The organism is Arcticibacterium sp. (genome assembly GCF_055134445.1).
The window spans coordinates 1-18,359 of record NZ_JBSRVI010000017.1 but is presented as its reverse complement, the minus strand read 5'-3'; the positions used below and the strand labels follow the sequence as shown (position 1 = coordinate 18,359).

20 protein-coding genes are annotated in these 18,359 nt (G+C 37.0%); 14 read left to right on the top strand and 6 right to left on the bottom strand.

Features of this window, described 5'->3' with window-relative positions:
- From ACTBZY_RS02215 to ACTBZY_RS02205, 3 genes are all read right to left on the bottom strand, one after another.
- A partial coding sequence (locus ACTBZY_RS02215; protein ID WP_463044692.1) for a Gfo/Idh/MocA family oxidoreductase occupies positions 1-596 on the bottom strand: 596 nt, incomplete at its 3' end.
- Between the two features lie 164 nt (positions 597-760).
- Positions 761-1,291 (bottom strand): hypothetical protein, encoded by a 531-nt coding sequence (locus ACTBZY_RS02210; protein ID WP_463044691.1) that lies wholly within the window; start codon positions 1,289-1,291, stop codon positions 761-763.
- An 86-nt stretch (positions 1,292-1,377) separates the two neighbouring features.
- Positions 1,378-2,586, bottom strand: coding sequence for an RsmB/NOP family class I SAM-dependent RNA methyltransferase (locus tag ACTBZY_RS02205; RefSeq protein WP_463044690.1), 1,209 nt, complete (start codon positions 2,584-2,586; stop codon positions 1,378-1,380).
- Between the two features lie 118 nt (positions 2,587-2,704).
- Here ACTBZY_RS02205 and ACTBZY_RS02200 point away from each other — a divergent pair, with 118 nt between their 5' ends.
- From ACTBZY_RS02200 to ACTBZY_RS02180, 5 genes are all read left to right on the top strand, one after another.
- Positions 2,705-3,118: an RrF2 family transcriptional regulator gene (locus ACTBZY_RS02200; protein WP_463044689.1), complete on the top strand. Its 414-nt coding sequence runs from the start codon at positions 2,705-2,707 to the stop codon at positions 3,116-3,118.
- Between the two features lie 175 nt (positions 3,119-3,293).
- Complete coding sequence (locus ACTBZY_RS02195) at positions 3,294-3,776, top strand: hypothetical protein (protein WP_463044688.1); 483 nt, start codon at positions 3,294-3,296, stop codon at positions 3,774-3,776.
- Positions 3,777-3,786: 10 nt separating this feature from the next.
- Positions 3,787-4,365: a DUF975 family protein gene (locus ACTBZY_RS02190; RefSeq protein ID WP_463044687.1), complete on the top strand. Its 579-nt coding sequence runs from the start codon at positions 3,787-3,789 to the stop codon at positions 4,363-4,365.
- Between the two features lie 81 nt (positions 4,366-4,446).
- The gene (locus ACTBZY_RS02185) at positions 4,447-5,433 is read left to right on the top strand and encodes a glycosyltransferase (protein ID WP_463044686.1); all 987 of its coding nucleotides are present in this window, start codon (positions 4,447-4,449) and stop codon (positions 5,431-5,433) included.
- A 79-nt stretch (positions 5,434-5,512) separates the two neighbouring features.
- The gene (locus ACTBZY_RS02180; RefSeq protein WP_463044685.1) at positions 5,513-5,905 is read left to right on the top strand and encodes a hypothetical protein; all 393 of its coding nucleotides are present in this window, start codon (positions 5,513-5,515) and stop codon (positions 5,903-5,905) included.
- Positions 5,906-5,936: 31 nt separating this feature from the next.
- Here the strand turns inward: ACTBZY_RS02180 and ACTBZY_RS02175 are convergent, their stop codons facing one another.
- The gene (locus ACTBZY_RS02175; RefSeq protein ID WP_463044684.1) at positions 5,937-6,530 is read right to left on the bottom strand and encodes a 2OG-Fe(II) oxygenase; all 594 of its coding nucleotides are present in this window, start codon (positions 6,528-6,530) and stop codon (positions 5,937-5,939) included.
- Positions 6,531-6,673: 143 nt separating this feature from the next.
- On the opposite strand from ACTBZY_RS02175, the gene ACTBZY_RS02170 reads away from it, so the two are divergent.
- The 3 genes from ACTBZY_RS02170 to ACTBZY_RS02160 all read left to right on the top strand — a co-directional run bounded on the left by ACTBZY_RS02170 (position 6,674) and on the right by ACTBZY_RS02160 (position 9,631).
- On the top strand, positions 6,674-8,332 hold the full coding sequence (locus ACTBZY_RS02170; protein WP_463044683.1) for an FAD-dependent oxidoreductase: 1,659 nt from the start codon (positions 6,674-6,676) through the stop codon (positions 8,330-8,332).
- 188 nt (positions 8,333-8,520) lie between these two features.
- On the top strand, positions 8,521-8,985 hold the full coding sequence (locus ACTBZY_RS02165; RefSeq protein WP_463044682.1) for a GtrA family protein: 465 nt from the start codon (positions 8,521-8,523) through the stop codon (positions 8,983-8,985).
- Positions 8,986-9,097: 112 nt separating this feature from the next.
- The gene (locus ACTBZY_RS02160; RefSeq protein ID WP_463044681.1) at positions 9,098-9,631 is read left to right on the top strand and encodes a dihydrofolate reductase family protein; all 534 of its coding nucleotides are present in this window, start codon (positions 9,098-9,100) and stop codon (positions 9,629-9,631) included.
- Between the two features lie 59 nt (positions 9,632-9,690).
- On the opposite strand, the gene ACTBZY_RS02155 is transcribed toward ACTBZY_RS02160, so the two are convergent.
- A complete protein-coding gene (locus ACTBZY_RS02155) occupies positions 9,691-9,993 on the bottom strand; it encodes an RNA recognition motif domain-containing protein (protein ID WP_463044680.1) in 303 nt (100 codons plus the stop codon).
- A gap of 340 nt (positions 9,994-10,333) precedes the next feature.
- A complete protein-coding gene (locus ACTBZY_RS02150; RefSeq protein WP_463044679.1) occupies positions 10,334-11,836 on the bottom strand; it encodes an ArnT family glycosyltransferase in 1,503 nt (500 codons plus the stop codon).
- Positions 11,837-11,923: 87 nt separating this feature from the next.
- On the opposite strand from ACTBZY_RS02150, the gene ACTBZY_RS02145 reads away from it, so the two are divergent.
- The 6 genes from ACTBZY_RS02145 to ACTBZY_RS02120 all read left to right on the top strand — a co-directional run.
- Positions 11,924-13,171 (top strand): CehA/McbA family metallohydrolase domain-containing protein, encoded by a 1,248-nt coding sequence (locus ACTBZY_RS02145; protein WP_463044678.1) that lies wholly within the window; start codon positions 11,924-11,926, stop codon positions 13,169-13,171.
- A 477-nt stretch (positions 13,172-13,648) separates the two neighbouring features.
- A complete protein-coding gene (locus ACTBZY_RS02140) occupies positions 13,649-15,166 on the top strand; it encodes a BCCT family transporter (RefSeq protein ID WP_463044677.1) in 1,518 nt (505 codons plus the stop codon).
- An 80-nt stretch (positions 15,167-15,246) separates the two neighbouring features.
- Positions 15,247-16,869 carry a M28 family metallopeptidase gene (locus ACTBZY_RS02135; RefSeq protein ID WP_463044676.1) on the top strand — a complete coding sequence of 541 codons (1,623 nt, stop codon included), beginning with the start codon at positions 15,247-15,249 and terminating at the stop codon, positions 16,867-16,869.
- Positions 16,870-16,872: 3 nt separating this feature from the next.
- Entirely contained in the window at positions 16,873-17,070 is a 198-nt protein-coding gene (locus ACTBZY_RS02130) for a YwbE family protein (protein WP_463044675.1), read from the top strand.
- Between the two features lie 417 nt (positions 17,071-17,487).
- Complete coding sequence (locus ACTBZY_RS02125; protein ID WP_463044674.1) at positions 17,488-18,102, top strand: hypothetical protein; 615 nt, start codon at positions 17,488-17,490, stop codon at positions 18,100-18,102.
- A 63-nt stretch (positions 18,103-18,165) separates the two neighbouring features.
- A partial coding sequence (locus ACTBZY_RS02120; protein WP_463044673.1) for a hypothetical protein occupies positions 18,166-18,359 on the top strand: 194 nt, incomplete at its 3' end.

The following is an 18,359-nucleotide window of genomic DNA, read 5'->3' as shown; positions in this document are numbered from 1 at the left end:
GGGTAATAACAGCAAATCTCAGCATGAGAGATCTTTCCCAATAGTCCTTTTTCTACAATATCCTCTTTGGCTTGTTTAAGGAAAGGTGTGCTCCTTCTTTGTGTACCCACCTGTACCACTTTATTGTACTTTCTGGCGGCTGCAACCATGGCTTCGCCCTCTATCACATCCACACTTATGGGTTTCTGGACAAAAACGTGTGCTCCTGACTTTAAAGCATCAATGCACTGCAGAGCATGCCAATGGTCGGGAGAACCTATCAACACGATATCTAGCTTGTTCTCCTTTAGCATTTGCTTATAATCGGCATAAGCTTTTGGTTTTTTGCCAGACTTTAGTCTTTTGCTCACCAATGTAACCGCTTCGCTTAACATCTTAGAGTCTACATCGCATAAAGCCACTACATCTACATTGGCCACCTGAATAAGTCTGAACAAATCTGATTTACCATACCAGCCGGTACCTATCAATGCCACTCTATACTGTTTTTTTGTGTCAAAAGTTTCGGCAAAAGCACTACCAGAAAGTGTAGTGAGTGCAACAGTGGCCGCCGAACCTTTAATAAACTGACGTCTGTCAACATGAATGTTTTCCATTTATTTATTTAGGGTTATTCTATCGTTCCAATTTGAAATTACGCAAAATACGAGACTCCGAAAATTATTTAATTCTAAAAGAGAGCAAACTCAACTTTTAGCATAGAAAAAGCCCCAAAGTGTATCACAATGGGGCTCGTTTTTTTTTAAATAAGGCGTGTTAATCAGAAATAGTATTTAAATGACTGCATTTCTTTAGAATAACTCCCCTTAAGATTTTCGCCGTTCGATAGCTGTAAATCAAGTTCCAAAGATACTTGTGGGTACCGTCCGGCATAAAATACCTTACCAGAAACTACCGAAATACCTGCTTGAGCACCCTTTAGTGTAAAAAATTCCACTTTCACACCAGGCTCAATGGTTTCAATATCTGCGTTGACCGTGTATTCACCGTTTTTAAATGCCGAACCCTGCATAAAATTTCTCAATACCATGGAAATTTGCTCATGTGAATTTTCAGTAGCATTGTTTAAGTCCTTATCAGAAAGATATATATTCGTTCTGAAATATTCTGGGTGCTCCAGATTTAAGACTTCTTCAATTCCACCAAAGTTGAGTTCAATTTTGGTATTGAGATAAGACAACTCGTCTTTTTTGAGATCGGGGTCTTTATCTGCTTTCAAAAACGCAAAGGAACATAATCCTAAAGCTAATAAAAGGCTGAAAATCTGCTTGCTAAATAAAGTTTTATTCATATTTCACTCGTTTGTTTCCTGACAAAAACTTACGAGCAAAAATCTAGCCATAGCAGAAAAGGTTCTTCCATGCCAAAAAAATAATCCTATGAAACTCTTTTAATCAAAGCGGTATAAAAGCCATCAAAACCAGTTTTTGCTGGTGATATTCTATTTTCCTTTTCCAGTTCAAAATTTAAATTCTTTTTCAAAAACGCTGCTACTTGGTCTTCGTTTTCAGACTTCAGAACGCTGCAAGTGGCATAAACCAATTTCCCACCAATTTTGGTCATTTTAGAATAATCCTCTAAAATTTGGGCTTGAACCATCTTTATTTCCTCTAAGAATTCTGGCTTTAATTTCCATTTGGCATCAGGGTTTCGTTTTAAAACCCCCAGTCCAGAACATGGCACGTCTAGAAGTAGCCTGTCTGCAAATTCACTTCTCTTATTAATATTGTCTCCTTTTATTGGCTCTGTTCTTATGATGCTAATCTTATTTCTAAAGGCCCTCTTCTCCAACTCCTCCAATTTAGGAGCTTTAATATCCATGGCTATGAGGTCTCCTTGGTTTTCCATAAGCGTGGCTAAATGAAGACTTTTACCTCCAGCACCAGCACAGGCGTCAATAACAGTCATCCCTGGCTCCACGCCCAAATACTGAGCGATTAACTGGCTACCAGCATCTTGTATTTCAAAATAACCTTTAGTGTATGCTTTTAAAGACTTGAGGTTTCTTCGTTTCAGCAGTCTAAGGGCATTTCTAACATTAGGAACAAGCTCTACCTCTACCCCTTCTTTCTCCAATTTTTCTATCAAGTCCTTCTTTGTAGAAAGCAGCGTATTGACTCTAAGAAAAACATCCGTTGGCTGATTTAAAGCAGCGAGTTCCACTTCCCAATTTTCCATTTCGACTAAGCCCAATTCGTCTATCCAGTCTGGAATGGACTCCCTTATTTTTCTTATCGTATTCGCTTCTTCTCTTTTTGCTAGAATCTTTTCAGGGACCAGGTTTGAAAACTCTTCCCATTCTGGCAATTCATTTCCAGAAATAACGAACCAAGTTCCCAGCATTTCCCAGAAAAGCTCTTCGTCTTTTATCTTTCTTTCATCTATTTCGGCAGAGAATTTCAATAACCTCCACCAACGGATAATTTCATAAGTATTCTCCGCTATAAATCGTCTATCTCTAGCTCCCCATTTTTTATTACTCTTAAGGGATAATTCCACTACCTTATCGGCCTTTTGATTTTGATTAAAAATAGCCAATAGGTTTTCTATAATACCTTCTGATAATGGACGATGAATTCTACTCATATATAAATTTTAAATCTTAATTCTTCACAAAGGTAGTCAGGCTAACAGACAATATGAGAGGCATCATGAAGCTTTAGCAAAAAATACTTTACTTTTGCCTAAACCCCTTAGCATAACTATGATTTCTAAAAAGGCCAAATACGCACTAAAGGCACTAAAGCATTTGGGAACAAAATACGAGAATAAGAAGCCTACGCTTATCTCTGAGATAGCCGAAGCGGAAAATATCCCCAAAAAATTTTTAGAAGCTATACTCTTGGAACTAAGGAATAATGGCCTTTTACAAAGCCAAAAGGGTAAAGGTGGCGGATATTTACTTCGTTTACCTCCAACAGAAATTACTTTTGCCAAAGTTTTAAGAATTATAGATGGGCCCATTGCCCCTCTTTTATGTGTATCGTTAAACTTCTACGGCCAGTGCGAAGACTGTAAAACAGAAGAAGAATGTAGACTGAGACCTATTCTTGGTCATGTGAGAGATGCCAATTTGGAGGTTTATGAAAAAACAACCGTGGCAGATTTAATGGGATAAATTCCAAATTTTAAACGTGTCAGCACAAATCAAAGCCTACGCATAGCTTCAATAAAACAGTCTAAAATTTTCATATATATTAAACCAAGACCGTTTGCGTATTATTTAATTTGGCAATTTTGAATAAAGTCATAAAAATGTTAATCTTGATAACGAAACAAGCAAATTTTACAAAATGAACGAAACTTTACGCCCAACATTTCTAACCATCTTATGTGTGCTCACATTTATAGGAAGTGGCTGGGGAATACTCAATGCGGTATCCTCTTATAAAAATGCTGAAGTGGCTGTAGGAATGGGTACTGAGGTACTTGAAGAGGTCATGGATAATATAGATGACAAAGTGGATTCAGAAAAAGAAGCCAACATGATTCAAAGCCTAATGGGCTCAGTAACGGCAGGACTTACCGTAGAAAATGTTAGAAATATAGGTATCGCAAATGGCATTGCTGCATTATTAACCCTTTTAGGAGCTGTATTGATGTGGGGCCTAGACAAAAAAGGTTTTTGGTTGTATCTTATTGGAACGGCAGTAGCGGTAATAGCCCCAATGATGATTTATGACGGCATATTAGGAGCAATAGCTGGAGGCGGTGCCGCATTTTTCGGAATTCTTTTTTGTGTATTGTACGGCGTTAATTTAAAATATTTAAACTAAATCATTTAATATGAGCAACTTAGACATCATTAGTAAATCAAGAGACCTTCTAGCAGGCAAATGGCTGCCTGCCATCGGGGTGGTACTTATCTTCTCTTTAATCTCCAGCCTTCCAAATCGGCTAAACGAAGACCTTTCATTCCTGGGATTAATATTAGGAGGGCCGTTGAACTTAGGTTTGGCTATATTTTTTCAAAATACCGTTCGTGGTCAAAATTCTGGCATCGAAAACCTTTTTGATGGCTTCAGAAATTACATTCAATCTACCATTGCCTTTATCTTAATCCTTGTGGTGGTTTGTTTGGGTTTAGTGCTTTTAATCATACCTGGTATTATGTTGGCCATGGGACTTTCTCAAACATTCTTCATCATGGCAGATGACGATAAAATTTCCGGTATAGATGCCATGAAAAAGAGCTGGGAAATGATGGGTGGTTTCAAAATGAAATACTTCTTACTCAGTTTAATACATATAGGGATGGCGATTCTAGGTATGTTAGCTTTATTGGTTGGTTTATTTTATGCCCTTCCTATCATTTATAATTCTATGGCTTTGTTTTACGAAAAATTAAAGGCCAATGAATTATAATTAACGCACAAAATCATAACAGAAGCCTCCTCAGTATTTAGGAGGTTTTTTTTATGGTTCTACTAAGCCTAATTTTACGCCATGCCTAGACCCAAAGTCAGCGTACTCATAGCCATAAGAAATGAAGAGAAGAACCTTCCTGGTCTTCTAGATTCTATTTCTAAGTTAAATTATCCAAAAGATTCTTTAGAAATACTCTTCGGCAACGACGCCTCCACGGACAAATCTAAATTTATTTTGGAAGAATGGGTAAAGGATAATGCTTATTCCCGGCTCCTAAACTATTCAGAAAAACAGCCCGATGAACCCCTAAAGGGAAAGGCTAGAATTTTAGAAAAACTCGCACATCAAGCCAGTGGAGATTTCTACTATTTCACAGATGCAGACATTACTTTGCCGGGAAACTGGATTCATGCCATGAACAAGTATTTCATAGAACACGTGGGCGTAGTAGTAGGTATCACAAGTATGAAAGCCAAACCCTTTTGGAGCGGTATACAAGGTTTGGAGTGGCTTATTACCCTATATCTTATGCATTTATTATCCCAATTAAAAATAATGTCCACAGGCATGGGAAATAACATGGCGGTCAGTAAAGAAGCCTACTGGGCTGTTGGTGGGTATGCTAAAATTGGCTTTTCAATAGTAGAAGACTATGCCCTTTATAAAGCCATCATTGACAAAAAATATGCCTTCAAACATACCTTCGAAGCCGACGTCTTGGCATACACTTTACCTCCTGAAAAGTTCCTAGAACAAAGAAAACGATGGATTAAAGGTGGTTTTGAGAGCAAAAGTAAACTTCTATTTATAGCTTTTCTTCAAATTCTTCTGTTACCCCTACTTCTATATCTAGCATTTTTCAAGGTTCAAATTGCTCTTTGGCTTGTTCTAAATATTTGGGTGTCTTATTTCATTCTGATAACTTACCTTGAAAGAAAGCTCAAACTAAAAGGTTATTTAAAGTATCTCATTCCCTTCTCATTATATGTTCCTTTTTCTGCCATTCTGCAGTTCCTTGCTTTTATTTGGCCAAGTAAAGTGGTTTGGAAAGATAGAAATTATTAGGATTTGATTCTAAGGCCAACTTTAATGCTATAGTATAACTAAATTTGCACTCACAAATTAAAAACCTTCCTAAAGAAACATGATCTTAGACTACTTACCAGACATCAATAATTTTGGAGAAAATTTGGTCCGCCTGTATGATTTTGATTCTTCTGAAGCCACCGAATTTGCCAAAGCTCTTAAGAAAACCATTATTGATGATTTCAAAGTACTGGATTTGGCTACACTCCCATTTATTACTCGAAAAAAAATCAATCTTATTATGAGGCTTTCATATGAAGATGAGGGTGTTAGAACCAATAATAACGAAACTTTTTATTGCGATATGACGCTAGAAGGCTTCGTGGAAATGCTAAGGTTAATTCATCCGTTTTGTCTGAAAGAAACACGCTCTCATCAATACCTATACGACATAGACTCTCCAACAGACCTGCTTTTTTCACCAATGGGCACTTGGGAAATGGAAATCTGATCACAGAAGTAGGCTCAAAAAAGCTATAAGTTCAACCAGTTTTTAACCAACCTGTGATACTCATTCTGTTTTTTTGATTTATCAATACCTCATGCTCTATTTCATCACTTTTGAAGAAAACACAACGCCCTTCTAAAGGACTTATATTTTGTGGTAAACCTGTATGATAAACACATAGTTCTCCTCCATCTCCTTCCTGCCAGTCTTCGTTGAGATACATGATCATAGAAAAAGCTCTAGCATTATTGCCTCTAAACTGATCTAAATGTTTCTGGTAAAAACTACCTTTTTCATATAGGGCGTAGTGAAACTCATAACCTGTAATACCCGCATAACAGGTTTCATTAAGATATTGAATAAATTCCTCAATGAAGTCTAGAAAACCATTTTCAGCTATATCATTATGGCTTCTGTCAAGCCAATAAATCATATCGCTTCGGATTCCTGTATTCAATTGGAGATTTTGAAGGTTTCCAATGCCAGCTACCTTCATAAGCTTTTCAGCATACAACGCTAACAAATTATTCTTGAGGCTGTCAGACATGGACTTGTTCAAGAAATTTTCAAAAAGGCCCACTTTATTAACCATAAAGCTATCTATGAGGCCCTCAAAGGATGTTTTCAAATAATAAATTAGTGAACCCTACTCGGCATATAACCGAAAGTGGTACAAGGTAAAACTTTTTAATTCAGTTATATTTAGTAGCTAAACCATTTTTTTTCTGGAAATTGGTTTTGAAAAAAAACAACCCTCAAAAAATCATATAAATGAAGACTAAAAAAAGCTTATTTTTCTTTCTCTCCTTATCAATCCTTCTGTTTGGATGCCAAAAAGAAGCCCCCAATAAACATCAGGCGGATGTTATTATTTATGGTGGTACTTCAGCCGCCATCACCGCAGCCGTTCAGGTAACTAAAATGGGTAAAACGGTGATTGTTGTTTCCCCAGACAAACACCTCGGCGGATTGACTTCCTCTGGCCTTGGCTTTACAGATACCGGTAATAAAAGCATCATAGGAGGACTTGCCAGAGATTTTTACCAACGTATTTACACTTATTATGCGTCTCCTGAAACATGGAAACACCAGAAAAAAGAAGAATATGGTAATGTAGGACAGGGCACGCCAGCCATGGATGGAGCTAATAAAACCATGTGGATTTTCGAACCCAGTATTGCCGAAAAGGTATTTGAAGACTATGTGAAAGAATACAAGATTGAAGTTCATAGAAACGAATTTCTGGATAGAGAAAATGGTGTTAGCATGGAAGATGGTAAGATAAAATCTATCACGACATTAAACGGTCAAACCTACGAGGGCAAAATATTTATGGATGTCACTTATGAAGGCGATCTAATGGCCGCCGCAGGAGTAAGTTACCACGTGGGAAGAGAAGCTAATAATGTTTATAACGAAACATGGAACGGTATTCAAGTAGGCGTCTTACATCACGGACATCATTTTGGCGACCGAAAAATAAGCCCTTATGTAGTAGCCAATGACCCTAAAAGTGGTGTGCTACCCCGAATATCTACCGAAACACCTGGAATTAAAGGAGAAGGTGACCATAAAATTCAGGCATATTGTTTCAGGATGTGTTTAACAAAAAAAGAGGATAACAAAGTGGCATTTCAAAAACCTGCCGAATATGACGCGAACCAATACGAACTACTTTTGCGTGTATTTAACTCTGGCTGGAGAGAAACTTTCAACAAATATGACCCTATTCCAAATCATAAAACCGATGTCAATAACCATGGGCCGTTCAGTACTGACAATATCGGTATGAACTACGACTACCCAGAAGCTTCTTACGAAAGAAGAGCTGAAATCATTAAAGAGCATGAAAATTATCAAAAAGGTCTGCTATATTTTATTGCCAATGACCCTAGGGTACCAGCAGATGTTCAAAATGAAATGAAACAATGGGGATATGCCAAAGATGAATTTACGGATAACCAAAATTTCCCACATCAAATTTATGTGAGAGAAGCACGAAGGATGCTCGGTGATTTTGTGATGACCGAAAACGAAATACAAGGGCTTAAACCAGTTGCTAGACCTATAGGAATGGGCTCTTATACGATGGATTCTCATAACATTCAGAGATATATCACCGAAGACGGTTATGTTCAAAACGAGGGTGATATTGGGGTTCATCCTCATCAGCCTTACAGCATAGACTTAGGTAGTATTTTACCTAAACCACAGGAATGTTCCAACCTTCTAGTACCGGTGGCTGTTTCTAGTTCTCATATTGCCTTTGGCTCTATTAGGATGGAACCTGTATTTATGATTTTGGGACAAAGTGCCGGAGTACTAGCATCTATGGCTATTGATAAAGAAAAGAACCTTGCTGAAATTCCATATGCTGACATGAAAGCGGTTTTAGAGCAGGAAGGTCAAATCTTGGTTAACAAAGAATAAGGGTTTCTAGTAACACAAATAAACCCTCCTATTTGGGAATTCAGCCTAAAGTAAGAGGGTTTATATATTAAATTTTCAGCTTAAACTTCTCTGTGATCACCATTAGTGGTGTTTGATAAAAATAATTATAGTATTATTGTTAATTATCCATTTGAAGCATAAACAAGCTTCCCTATTAATAATTCTTTTTGTCTGATTCATCTGCTTACCAATTCCTAAAAAGGAAAAAAACATTTATAGCCTACTTTTTCGTGGCAACATGTGGTGTTGTGGTTCAATATGTGGTAGGAACCATTTTATGTATCAGATATCTTGGTTTACCATTTAATACTGGTGTTTCTTGGGGTTATTTGGCAGCTATTCCTGTAGGATTTTTCCTTTCCAAAAACATGGCTTTTGGAGCTAAAAAGTCAGGAAATACCAAAAGTGAAATCTTAAAGTATTTGGTGACATTAGTTTTCTCCTATGCCATTACCGTAAAAGGTGCCGAATTTACACTCTGGATTTTAACCCAAACACTGGGTGATATAACTGCCCACATACCTTTTACTACGACAGAATTTAGCCCTATAGGTACTTTTAGCCACTTTGCTGGCATGGGTTTTAGCTTTATCTTTAACTACCTAGCACACAAAAGATTTACTTTTGCTTAGGTAACAATGCTTTTAAGGATTTTCGGAGCTTACCTAAATGGTTATTTCATAAGCTTTCAAATCATTTACTAAAGCGTTTAAAATCTGACGTTTACCATAAACTAACCTTAAAATGAGAAAGATAGTATACTATGTAGCTATGTCTTTAGATGGATATATTTCAGGAACAAACGATGATATAAGCCAATTTAAAACGGAAGGTAATGGTGTGAAGCAATATTTAAAAGACCTGGAAGAGTTTGACACGGTGATTATGGGTAGAAAAACCTATGAATTTGGTTATAATTATGGCCTTCAACCTGGCCAAAAAGCTTATCCACATTTGAGGCATATTATTTTTTCAAATACATTGAAACTTGAGAACCCGGAAGACGGTGTTGAAATATGCGAACTTCATCCTCAAACCATTATTAGACTCAAAGAAGAGCAAGGTTCGCCTATATATTTATGTGGAGGAGGAAGATTTGCCCAATGGCTTTTGGAAAATGAGATGATTGATCAAGTAAAGGTCAAACTAAACCCATTTCTTACTGGGACTGGTGTAAGGCTTTTTGGAGATTCTAAAAAGCGAGTAGCCTTAAAACTACTAAAATCCAAAGTCTATGAGGAAGGATTACAAATAATGACCTACGAAGTGGAATACTAAGGCATAAAAAAAACTCCCACTATATGCAGGAGTCTTTCTGTGATTACACACAATATATATTAATATCTATTGTTGAAACCTCCACCACCACGGTTTCCACCGCCACGGCTGTCTCTGCTTTCTCTTGGTTCAGCTTTCTTCACTACGATTGTACGACCGTCCATTTCGGTGTCGTTCAATGCATTGATAGCATTTTGGGCTTCATCGTCGTTAGGCATTTCAACAAAACCGAATCCTTTAGAACGGCCAGTGAATTTGTCCATGATAATCTTAGCTGAATCTACAGCACCGAATTCAGCAAAAGAGCTTTCTAAATCAGCCTCTTGAGTATCGTAGTTTAATTTTGCTACAAAAATGTTCATAAAATAAAAATAAAAAGTAAATAAAATTTTTGCGACTTCGCATGATATATTCAGCTAACCGCAGTACAAATGTAGAACTATTATTCCTTTTTTTAGTTCCTTCTTGTAATAAGTATTTAGTAAATATTCAAGAAAATACTTTTGATTTTTATAAAATGACCTAAAACATCCCTTAGAACTACCTTAAAGCCCGTTTTTTACTATTCACTGATCTAAAACTTTTTCCAAAGAATTACATTAACTTAATATTGAATATTATTTTTTTTTGCAAAAAATGGATTATAACACCTTAAAATGACGCCACCTGATAAGGAATTCTCAAAACTCTGTTCGCCTTTTTCTATTTAACGCTCAGCAAAATAAAACCTGAGCCCTCTTCCATTTTTTCCATTTCCTCATCATTAAACTTTTGAATTCCAGTGAAGTAATATTTGTCAGGAATAAACTCGCTTGAAATATAAAATGATTGCTGTGCATAAAATGATAAACTAGGATTATAATGGTTGGTCATCAACACTTCCTTCTTTGACCCTCGTAAACTTAATCCCGTCTTTTTTACAAAACCTTGTTGTAAAGATCCATAGCTATTGATAAAAAGAGAAACACTGACATAAAAGACGCTTAGCGTCCAATAAATTGATTTTGTGTTTTGTATCATTAAAGCTATTGTCAATAGCAGCCCTTGCCAGAAAAAATATGTTTCGTTAAAGACAAAAGGAACCTCCCTTATTAAAGCTAGTATAAAAACGTTCTCGGTATCCAAACCAAACTGTATTAAACCAAATGGCAAGATTAAGAACAGGAACATGAATAAAAAAACTTGTATCTTAAAAGCTGGAGTGTTTGACTCTCCGTAATTTCGAGACATCAGAATTATAAGCGGAACATACCCATAACTTATATAATGTGGCAATTGAGTTTTAGAAACACTAAAAAGAAGAAATGTTAACACAAACCACAACACGAAAAACATGTTTTCCTTAATCTTAAATTCCTTAAAAAGGGAATTTGAGAAAAAATGGATAAAAGGTATAAAGGCTAAGAAAAGCACTGGAATATAATACCATACCTGTCCACCGTGACTTTCCATGGTAGCTGAGAATCTCCCCAAATTGTGCTTTAGGAAGAAATCTAATATCAAAAACTCGCCAGAAGCCTTGAAAGCTGGATAAAACCAGAATAAAGGCAAAGCCAAGCAAATGAAAATACCTACAGGATTTAAGAGCTTTAACAGCTCTTTGGGCTCCTTTCTTATCACATGAAAGGAAAGAATAACCAAAATTGGAATAACCCAAGCGACAGGACCTTTGGCAAGGAAGCCAAGTCCACAAAAAACGTAAAACCAAAGTATCTTTTTCTTTTCCTGAGTTTGTGTAAAATCATAGTAAGAAAGCATAGACGCAGCCAAAAAGTAATTTAAAACATTGTCTGTAACGGCTGCCTTACTGAGCACCTGAAATTGCACCATACTTATCATTATACCAACGGATAAACGTGCAGCCATCCTATTACTAGTCCGTTTAACGTAACCATAAACAACCCTTAGCATTAAAACAAAAAACAGAAAAGAAGGGAAACGCACTGCAAATTCATTAATCCCAAAAATATGAATGCTTAATGCCTCCATCCAGAAAAAAAGAGCGGGCTTATCGTATCGTTCCTCCCCATTGACTTGAATTTTGACATAGTCGCCGGTTTCAACCATTTTTCGAGCAGCTTCCGCAAAGAAGCCCTCATCTTCGTCAAAAAGGGGACTATGAAACATTCCCCAAAAGGCCACGAGCCCAAAAATCACTAAAAAGAAAAAAAAGGAGGTATTACGCTTATTTAACGACTTAATCATTTCTTAAAATTAACTTCAAAAACAGCTTATATGTGCTTAATAGCTTTGCAGAAATATTAGATCACATTTAGTTTTCTGCTGGCCATCATGAACACTCGCAAATCTCACTTAAATTTGTTGATAGGAACTGCACAGTTATGTAAAGTAATTATTAAAAGTGCTTTAGTCATTTTGATATGTATTCTTTCGTCTATCTACTATCAAACTGTTATTTTCAACTTTCAGGAACCTACCTCTTTTAGTGGTGAACACTATTATAACCCTTACCAAAACTGGCAAGAGAACGATACCTATAAAGCTAATTTCCATGCCCACTCGGTGGCATGGTCTGGCATAACGGATGGACATAATACATCCGAAGAAATTCTAAGTCATTACAAAGAAAATGGATACAAAATCGCAGGACTGTCTAATTACCACAACATGGATAAAACAGAGCTTAAGGGACTAATAAATCTTCCTATGTATGAGCATGGCTGCAATATCAGGAAGACTCACAAGCTCGCCATTGGAGCCAGTAAAGTAAACTATCTGGATTTTCCATTATGGCAAAATACTTCTCAAAAACAATTAGTTATAAACAATATAAAAAAGAACTTTGGCTTGGTGGCACTGGCACACCCCAATAACAGAAATGGACATACCTTAGAAGACATCAAATACCTTTCTGATTATGATTTCATTGAAGTTATGAGTCCATCTGCTAAAGCTCAGGAGCATTGGGATATAGCCTTAAAAAATGGAAAAGTAGTTTGGGCACTGGCCAATGACGACACGCACGATTTGGTACAACAAAAACCCGGACGATTTTATAATGTACTCTGTGGTCAAGCTAAAAACGCAAGGCTTGAAAAAGAAAAATTAAAGTCCGGAAATTTCTATGCTGTTAGCAGTCCAGAAGCAAACTCCAAATTAGGTCTATCTCACATTAAATTAAAAAAAAACATCATTTCCTTCGAATTCAAAGGAAATGTTAAACAAGTAAGAGCAATAGCCGATGGCAAAACCATAGCTATTTTAAACGTGGCTGAAGGAAAAATAATCCTACCAGAAAATGCTACCTACCTAAGGTTTGAAGTTAAAAGCGACCGTGACATTCTATTGACAAATCCCATCATAAAATCTAACGGAACTATGCCATTAAACACGCCTATGTATGAAGCAAATTTTCTCTTGACCATCGTCTTTAGATTAACATTACTTAGCCTCACAGCATTAGTACTATTCTTATTTTTAAATAGGAAACAGAAAAGGTTTATGAATATCAGCTCACGCCGATTAAGAAATACCATTGGTCATAAAATCAAGACTTCTGCTAATTTGATATTTTCTTAACGTACTGAATACAAATTATTTACATTCAATCCTGACCTTTGCCCGAATATTCACATTCTAATGAGTCATTCAACCCTTAAACACTGTTTAGATTCCTAAAAATAGATCGGTTCGAAAATAGGATTAGTAAAATTTCATTAAAAAACATATCCTGATTTGCTTATGGCTTTAACCCAGTTATGCTTTGAAGAATTGTAATGAATTTTATAAATCAGACATTTAAACAAGATGAGCAAACTGGTTTATCCTGAGCTAATGTAGAAGGATTCTGGTGATTGGGGTTGCCTGTGCTGAGATTGACGAACTAAACTGATTGTAAGTAACTTAGCTTCTGTTCCGATAGAATAGAGAGATTTTCTAATTTAATAAAGAGAGTTAAAGCTATCTATAACTTCAAAAACAAGAACCATTTAGACAAAAAAATCAAAGCCTTATGTTCTCAAAATTCAAAAAGATTTAAGAACTTGAGGCTTCTACATGAAAAGAAAAAAGAAGACACTAAATCGTATCGTATTTTATCCACCATTAGCCATTTTGGTGATAACCATATGCTTCGGAATTTATGCACCAGATAATTTTTTAGCATTCGTTTCTGGCTTAAACAAAAAGATCCTTGAACACTTCGGTGGCTTCTTTACATGGAGCAGTTTCTCCTTTCTCATTCTGATAGCTGGCGTATATTTTTCGCCTTTAGGAAGTAAAAGAATTGGTGGCAAAAATGCCAAACCTCTACTTAATAAATGGTCGTGGTTTGCCATATCCATCTGTACCACCACCGCTTCTGCAATTATGTTTTGGGCTTGTGCAGAACCGCTTTACCACCTAAACACACCGCCTAAAAGTTTAGGATTTGGCATTGCTTCCCCAGAAGCAGCCGAATTTGCGATGTCTACCCTATTTATGCATTGGAGTTTTACACCCTATGCTATTTATACCGTGGGGGCACTTGTTTTCAGTTATGCCTACTACAATCTCCAACAGCCTTTCAGCGTAAGCAGCATGCTTTATCCTATTTTAAAAGACAAAGCACATGGTAAACTGGGGAATCTGGCAGACGTCATTTGTCTTTATGCTCTCATTCTGGGCATGTCGGCCTCCTTAGGAGCTGGCCTTCTGGCCATTACAGGTGGTTTACAGAGTAACCTCGGCATTGAAAAAACACCACTTATTACAGGCATGGTATGTGTAATTATTGTTGCCACATTTATAATATCTTCAGCCACGGGCCTACAAAAAGGGATTCAATTTTTCTCCAATATAAACGTAGTTCTCTTTATAATTTTAGCCACCACTGTTTTTGTCTTAGGGCCTACCTATAATATCATAAGCTCTGCATTAGTAGGTGCTAAGGATTATATCATTCATTTTTTACCCAGAAGTTTGGATATCAATTCGGGCATTGATAGCGACTGGTACCATAACTGGACGGTGTATTATTTGGCCAACTGGTTTGCTTGGGCACCCATAACATCCCTTTTTCTGGGTAGATTAGGAGTTGGATATACCATAAAGCAATTCATCCTATTTAATCTAATTTCTCCTTCCCTTTTTACCATAGTCTGGATGAGCGTTTTTGGTGGAACCACCATCCATTTTGATATGATTTCTGGCGGTGCTCTTTACCAAAACATGCAAGAGTTCGGCGAAGGCATAGCCATGTACACCATGTTTGATAATTTGCCATTGGGAAGCTTTATGAGCTTTATGGCTTTAGCCATGCTTTTTATAGCTTTCATTACCGCCGCAGACTCTAATGTTTCTGCCATGAGTGCCTTAAGTTCTAAAGGTATTAGCCCTAGAAATCCAGAATCCGCCATTTGGATAAAAGTGGTTTGGGGCGTAATTATAGGAGCTACTTCCTTTATTATGCTCAGTTCTGCAGGTATAGATGGTATTCGTATACTCTCTGTTCTTGGTGGTTTCCCCTCTATGTTTTTGGTTATTTTGGCAGCTTTGGGGCTTTTAAGGTTGGTGTTTACAAGCAATAACAAATAATGTTGTTCGATTTTCATTTGGAGCAGCAGCAATAAAAGAATCTTTATTAACTTCGGATTCTATTTCTAAATAAAACGCCCATGAAAACCCAAGTCCTAATTTCTTGTTTAGCTACCTTAGCTCTAAGTGCCTGTAAAAAGACAGAAACTTATACCATGAGTGAAGAAAACTTAACCAAGGATATTATCACTTTATCATCAGACGACTTTCAGGGTAGAATGCCTTTCACAGAAGGTGAAACTAAAACAGTCGCATTTTTAGAAGAACAGTTTAAGATGATTGGCACGGAATCAGGAAATGGTGATAGTTATTTTCAAGAAGTACCACTGGTCAATATTACTTGCCAAGCAGACCCTACCATGCAAATCAAATCTGGCAAGGGTAACTTTAACCTAACAGGATTTGACGACTACATTCTTTATTCAGAAAAACCAGAAGACCATCAAGCATTAAAGGAATCCGAAATTGTATTTGCAGGATATGGCATTGTGGCTCCAGAATATAATTGGAACGACTATAAAGACATTGATGTAAAAGGAAAAGTAGTTTTGGTGATGGTCAACGACCCTGGATACGGCACTCAAGACGAAAGCCTTTTCAAAGGGAATACCATGACTTATTATGGCAGATGGACTTACAAATACGAAGAAGCAGCACGTCAAGGGGCTAAAGCCTGTCTAGTAATTCATAATACCGCCGCGGCGTCTTATCCGTTTAGCGTGGTGCAAAACAACTGGAACAGTCCGGCATTAAGGTTAGATAAAAAGGACGAGGCTTTGTCTGACATGGTAGGCTGGATTTCTGGGCCTGCTACTTTGAAAATATTAGCTGCTGCTGGATTAGACAGCACTGTTTTTCAAGAAGCAAATAAATCAGCCTTTAAATCAAAAGCTTTGGGTATTACCGCAAATACAAGCCTCACAGCCAAATACGAGTATAACACTTCCAAAAATGTCATAGCAAAAATTACGGGTTCTAAATACCCTGAAGAATACATTATCTATACCGCTCACTGGGATCATTTAGGTATAGGAACTCCAGACGAAACTGGCGATAGTATATATAATGGTGCCTTAGACAACGCTACTGGTACTGCTGGTCTATTAGAGTTAGCCAGAGCTTTCAAAAATGGGCCTGCTCCTGAAAGAACAATTGTATTTTTAGCCGTAACAGCAGAAGAACAAGGACTTCTGGGCTCCGCCTTTTATGCGGCCAACCCTATCTATGAACCGAAAAAGACACTTGCCAATATAAATATGGATGTCCTTAACTACTATGGTAAAACCAAAGACATCATAGTGGTGGGACAAGGTCAAAACGATCTCGAAGAGTATTTAGAAATTGCTCTGAAAAAACAAAATAGAGAGATAGCTTTTGAAAAGCATCCTGAAGGTGGCTTCTATTATCGCTCAGACCATTTTAATTTTGCCAAAATAGGAATACCAGCCTTATATCTGGAAAATGGTGAAGAGGTTTTGGGCAAACCTGAAGGTTATGGTGCTCAGAAAAACGACGAATACAGAAACAACCTTTACCACAGACCAGCCGATGAATACAATGCGGATACCTGGGTATTGGATGGGGCAGCTCAAGACCTAGAACTGTTATACCAAGTAGGTTTACAAATTTCCAGTACAAACAAATGGCCACAATGGAAAGAAGGATCTGAATTTAAGGCAATAAGAGATTTAAAAGAAAAATAGAAAATGAACGGTCAGGAAAGAAGCAATATCTCTGTAGGAGCAGAAGTAGAAATTGTACAAAAGCATCATCAAAGATCTGGAGAGCTCACACATGGTTTTGTTAAAAGAATATTGACTAAAGTAGAAAAACATACACATGGCATAAAAGTGATGTTAGAAACAGGTGAAGTGGGCAGAGTAAAGACCGTCATAGAAAACTAAGCATGGTGTCCAATTTCTTAACCACCATGAAAACTCATTAAATTTCAAAGCCTATTAGAGTTAGTTTTAGCCATAAAACTACGTTGTGCCAGTATTGGGGATTTCCAGCAGTAATTATTCAAAATAAAGAAAATATGGATGCTCTTTTACGACAATTATTCTGTAACAGTCTCCAAATTCGACTTCTCAAAAAAACCGTATTATATATGCAATTCTTCATTTCAGACGTAGCAAATGGCAGTTTGACAACAAAAAAATAAACACAACCCTTTACAATATACGTTTGAAGGAAATCTAAAAACCGAACCTTTGATTTAATTTCATTCAATAAAGAGCACCCCCTAGATACCCACTCTTGGCATATAATTTGAGGTAAAATATATAGTTTACTATTAAAAATTTAACGTTCAAATTATCATGAAAAAGACATTACTGTCCTTATCGACACTACTGCTTTCGGGCATGTTGAGCTTCTCGGCATTGGCTCAGGATTCGCACGAAGCAGGTCACGATATTTCTTTTGCCATTCCAGAAGTAGCACTTCTAGATTTGGAAACCGATGAAGTTTTAGACTTCACTTTTGGCCCTGAAATCCCTGAAGAGGCTGGTATGCCGGTTGATTTTACCAATGGCACAAACGCTGACATATGGTTAAACTATACTTCTTTAGTAGCCTCGGGTATTAAGCTTATTGGAGAAATTGAAACTCCTACCCTAAAGTCTAGAAAAGTTAAGGTTTCAGCCTCTGCAAACTTAACATTACTTCCGGTAGATATTGAGGTTATTGCTGCCGCTGCCGCTTCAGGTGGAGGAGGAACTTTGGGTACACCAACTGGTAAAGTAACGCTTTCTCTTATTCCTCAAGATCTTATTACGGGAATCGGTAGCTGTTATACAGGGGATGGTGTAGGAAAAGGGCATCAGCTTACTTATACCTATAAGGAAAAAGGCACACCTACCTTTGGAACTTATACCCAAGGTACTCAAACGGTTACGGTTACTTATACCCTAACTGACGACATCATTTTATAATAAAAATGTCTTTGGCTTTGTCCAACAATAGTTAGGGCAAAGCCATTTTAAATTTCGTGCAAAATGAAAAATATCCATCTTTTCCTTCTTCTCCTTCTTTCTTCCTTTTACTCTAGTGCAGCCATAATTGTTAAAAATGGTTTAACGCATGTTCATGAGCTGGATGGAAGCCGCAAGCAGCGAGGTAAAATTTTAGTAGCTAATACCGGTTTAAAAACCCAAAGAGTCATTCTTTACCTTAACGATCTTTCTATTAA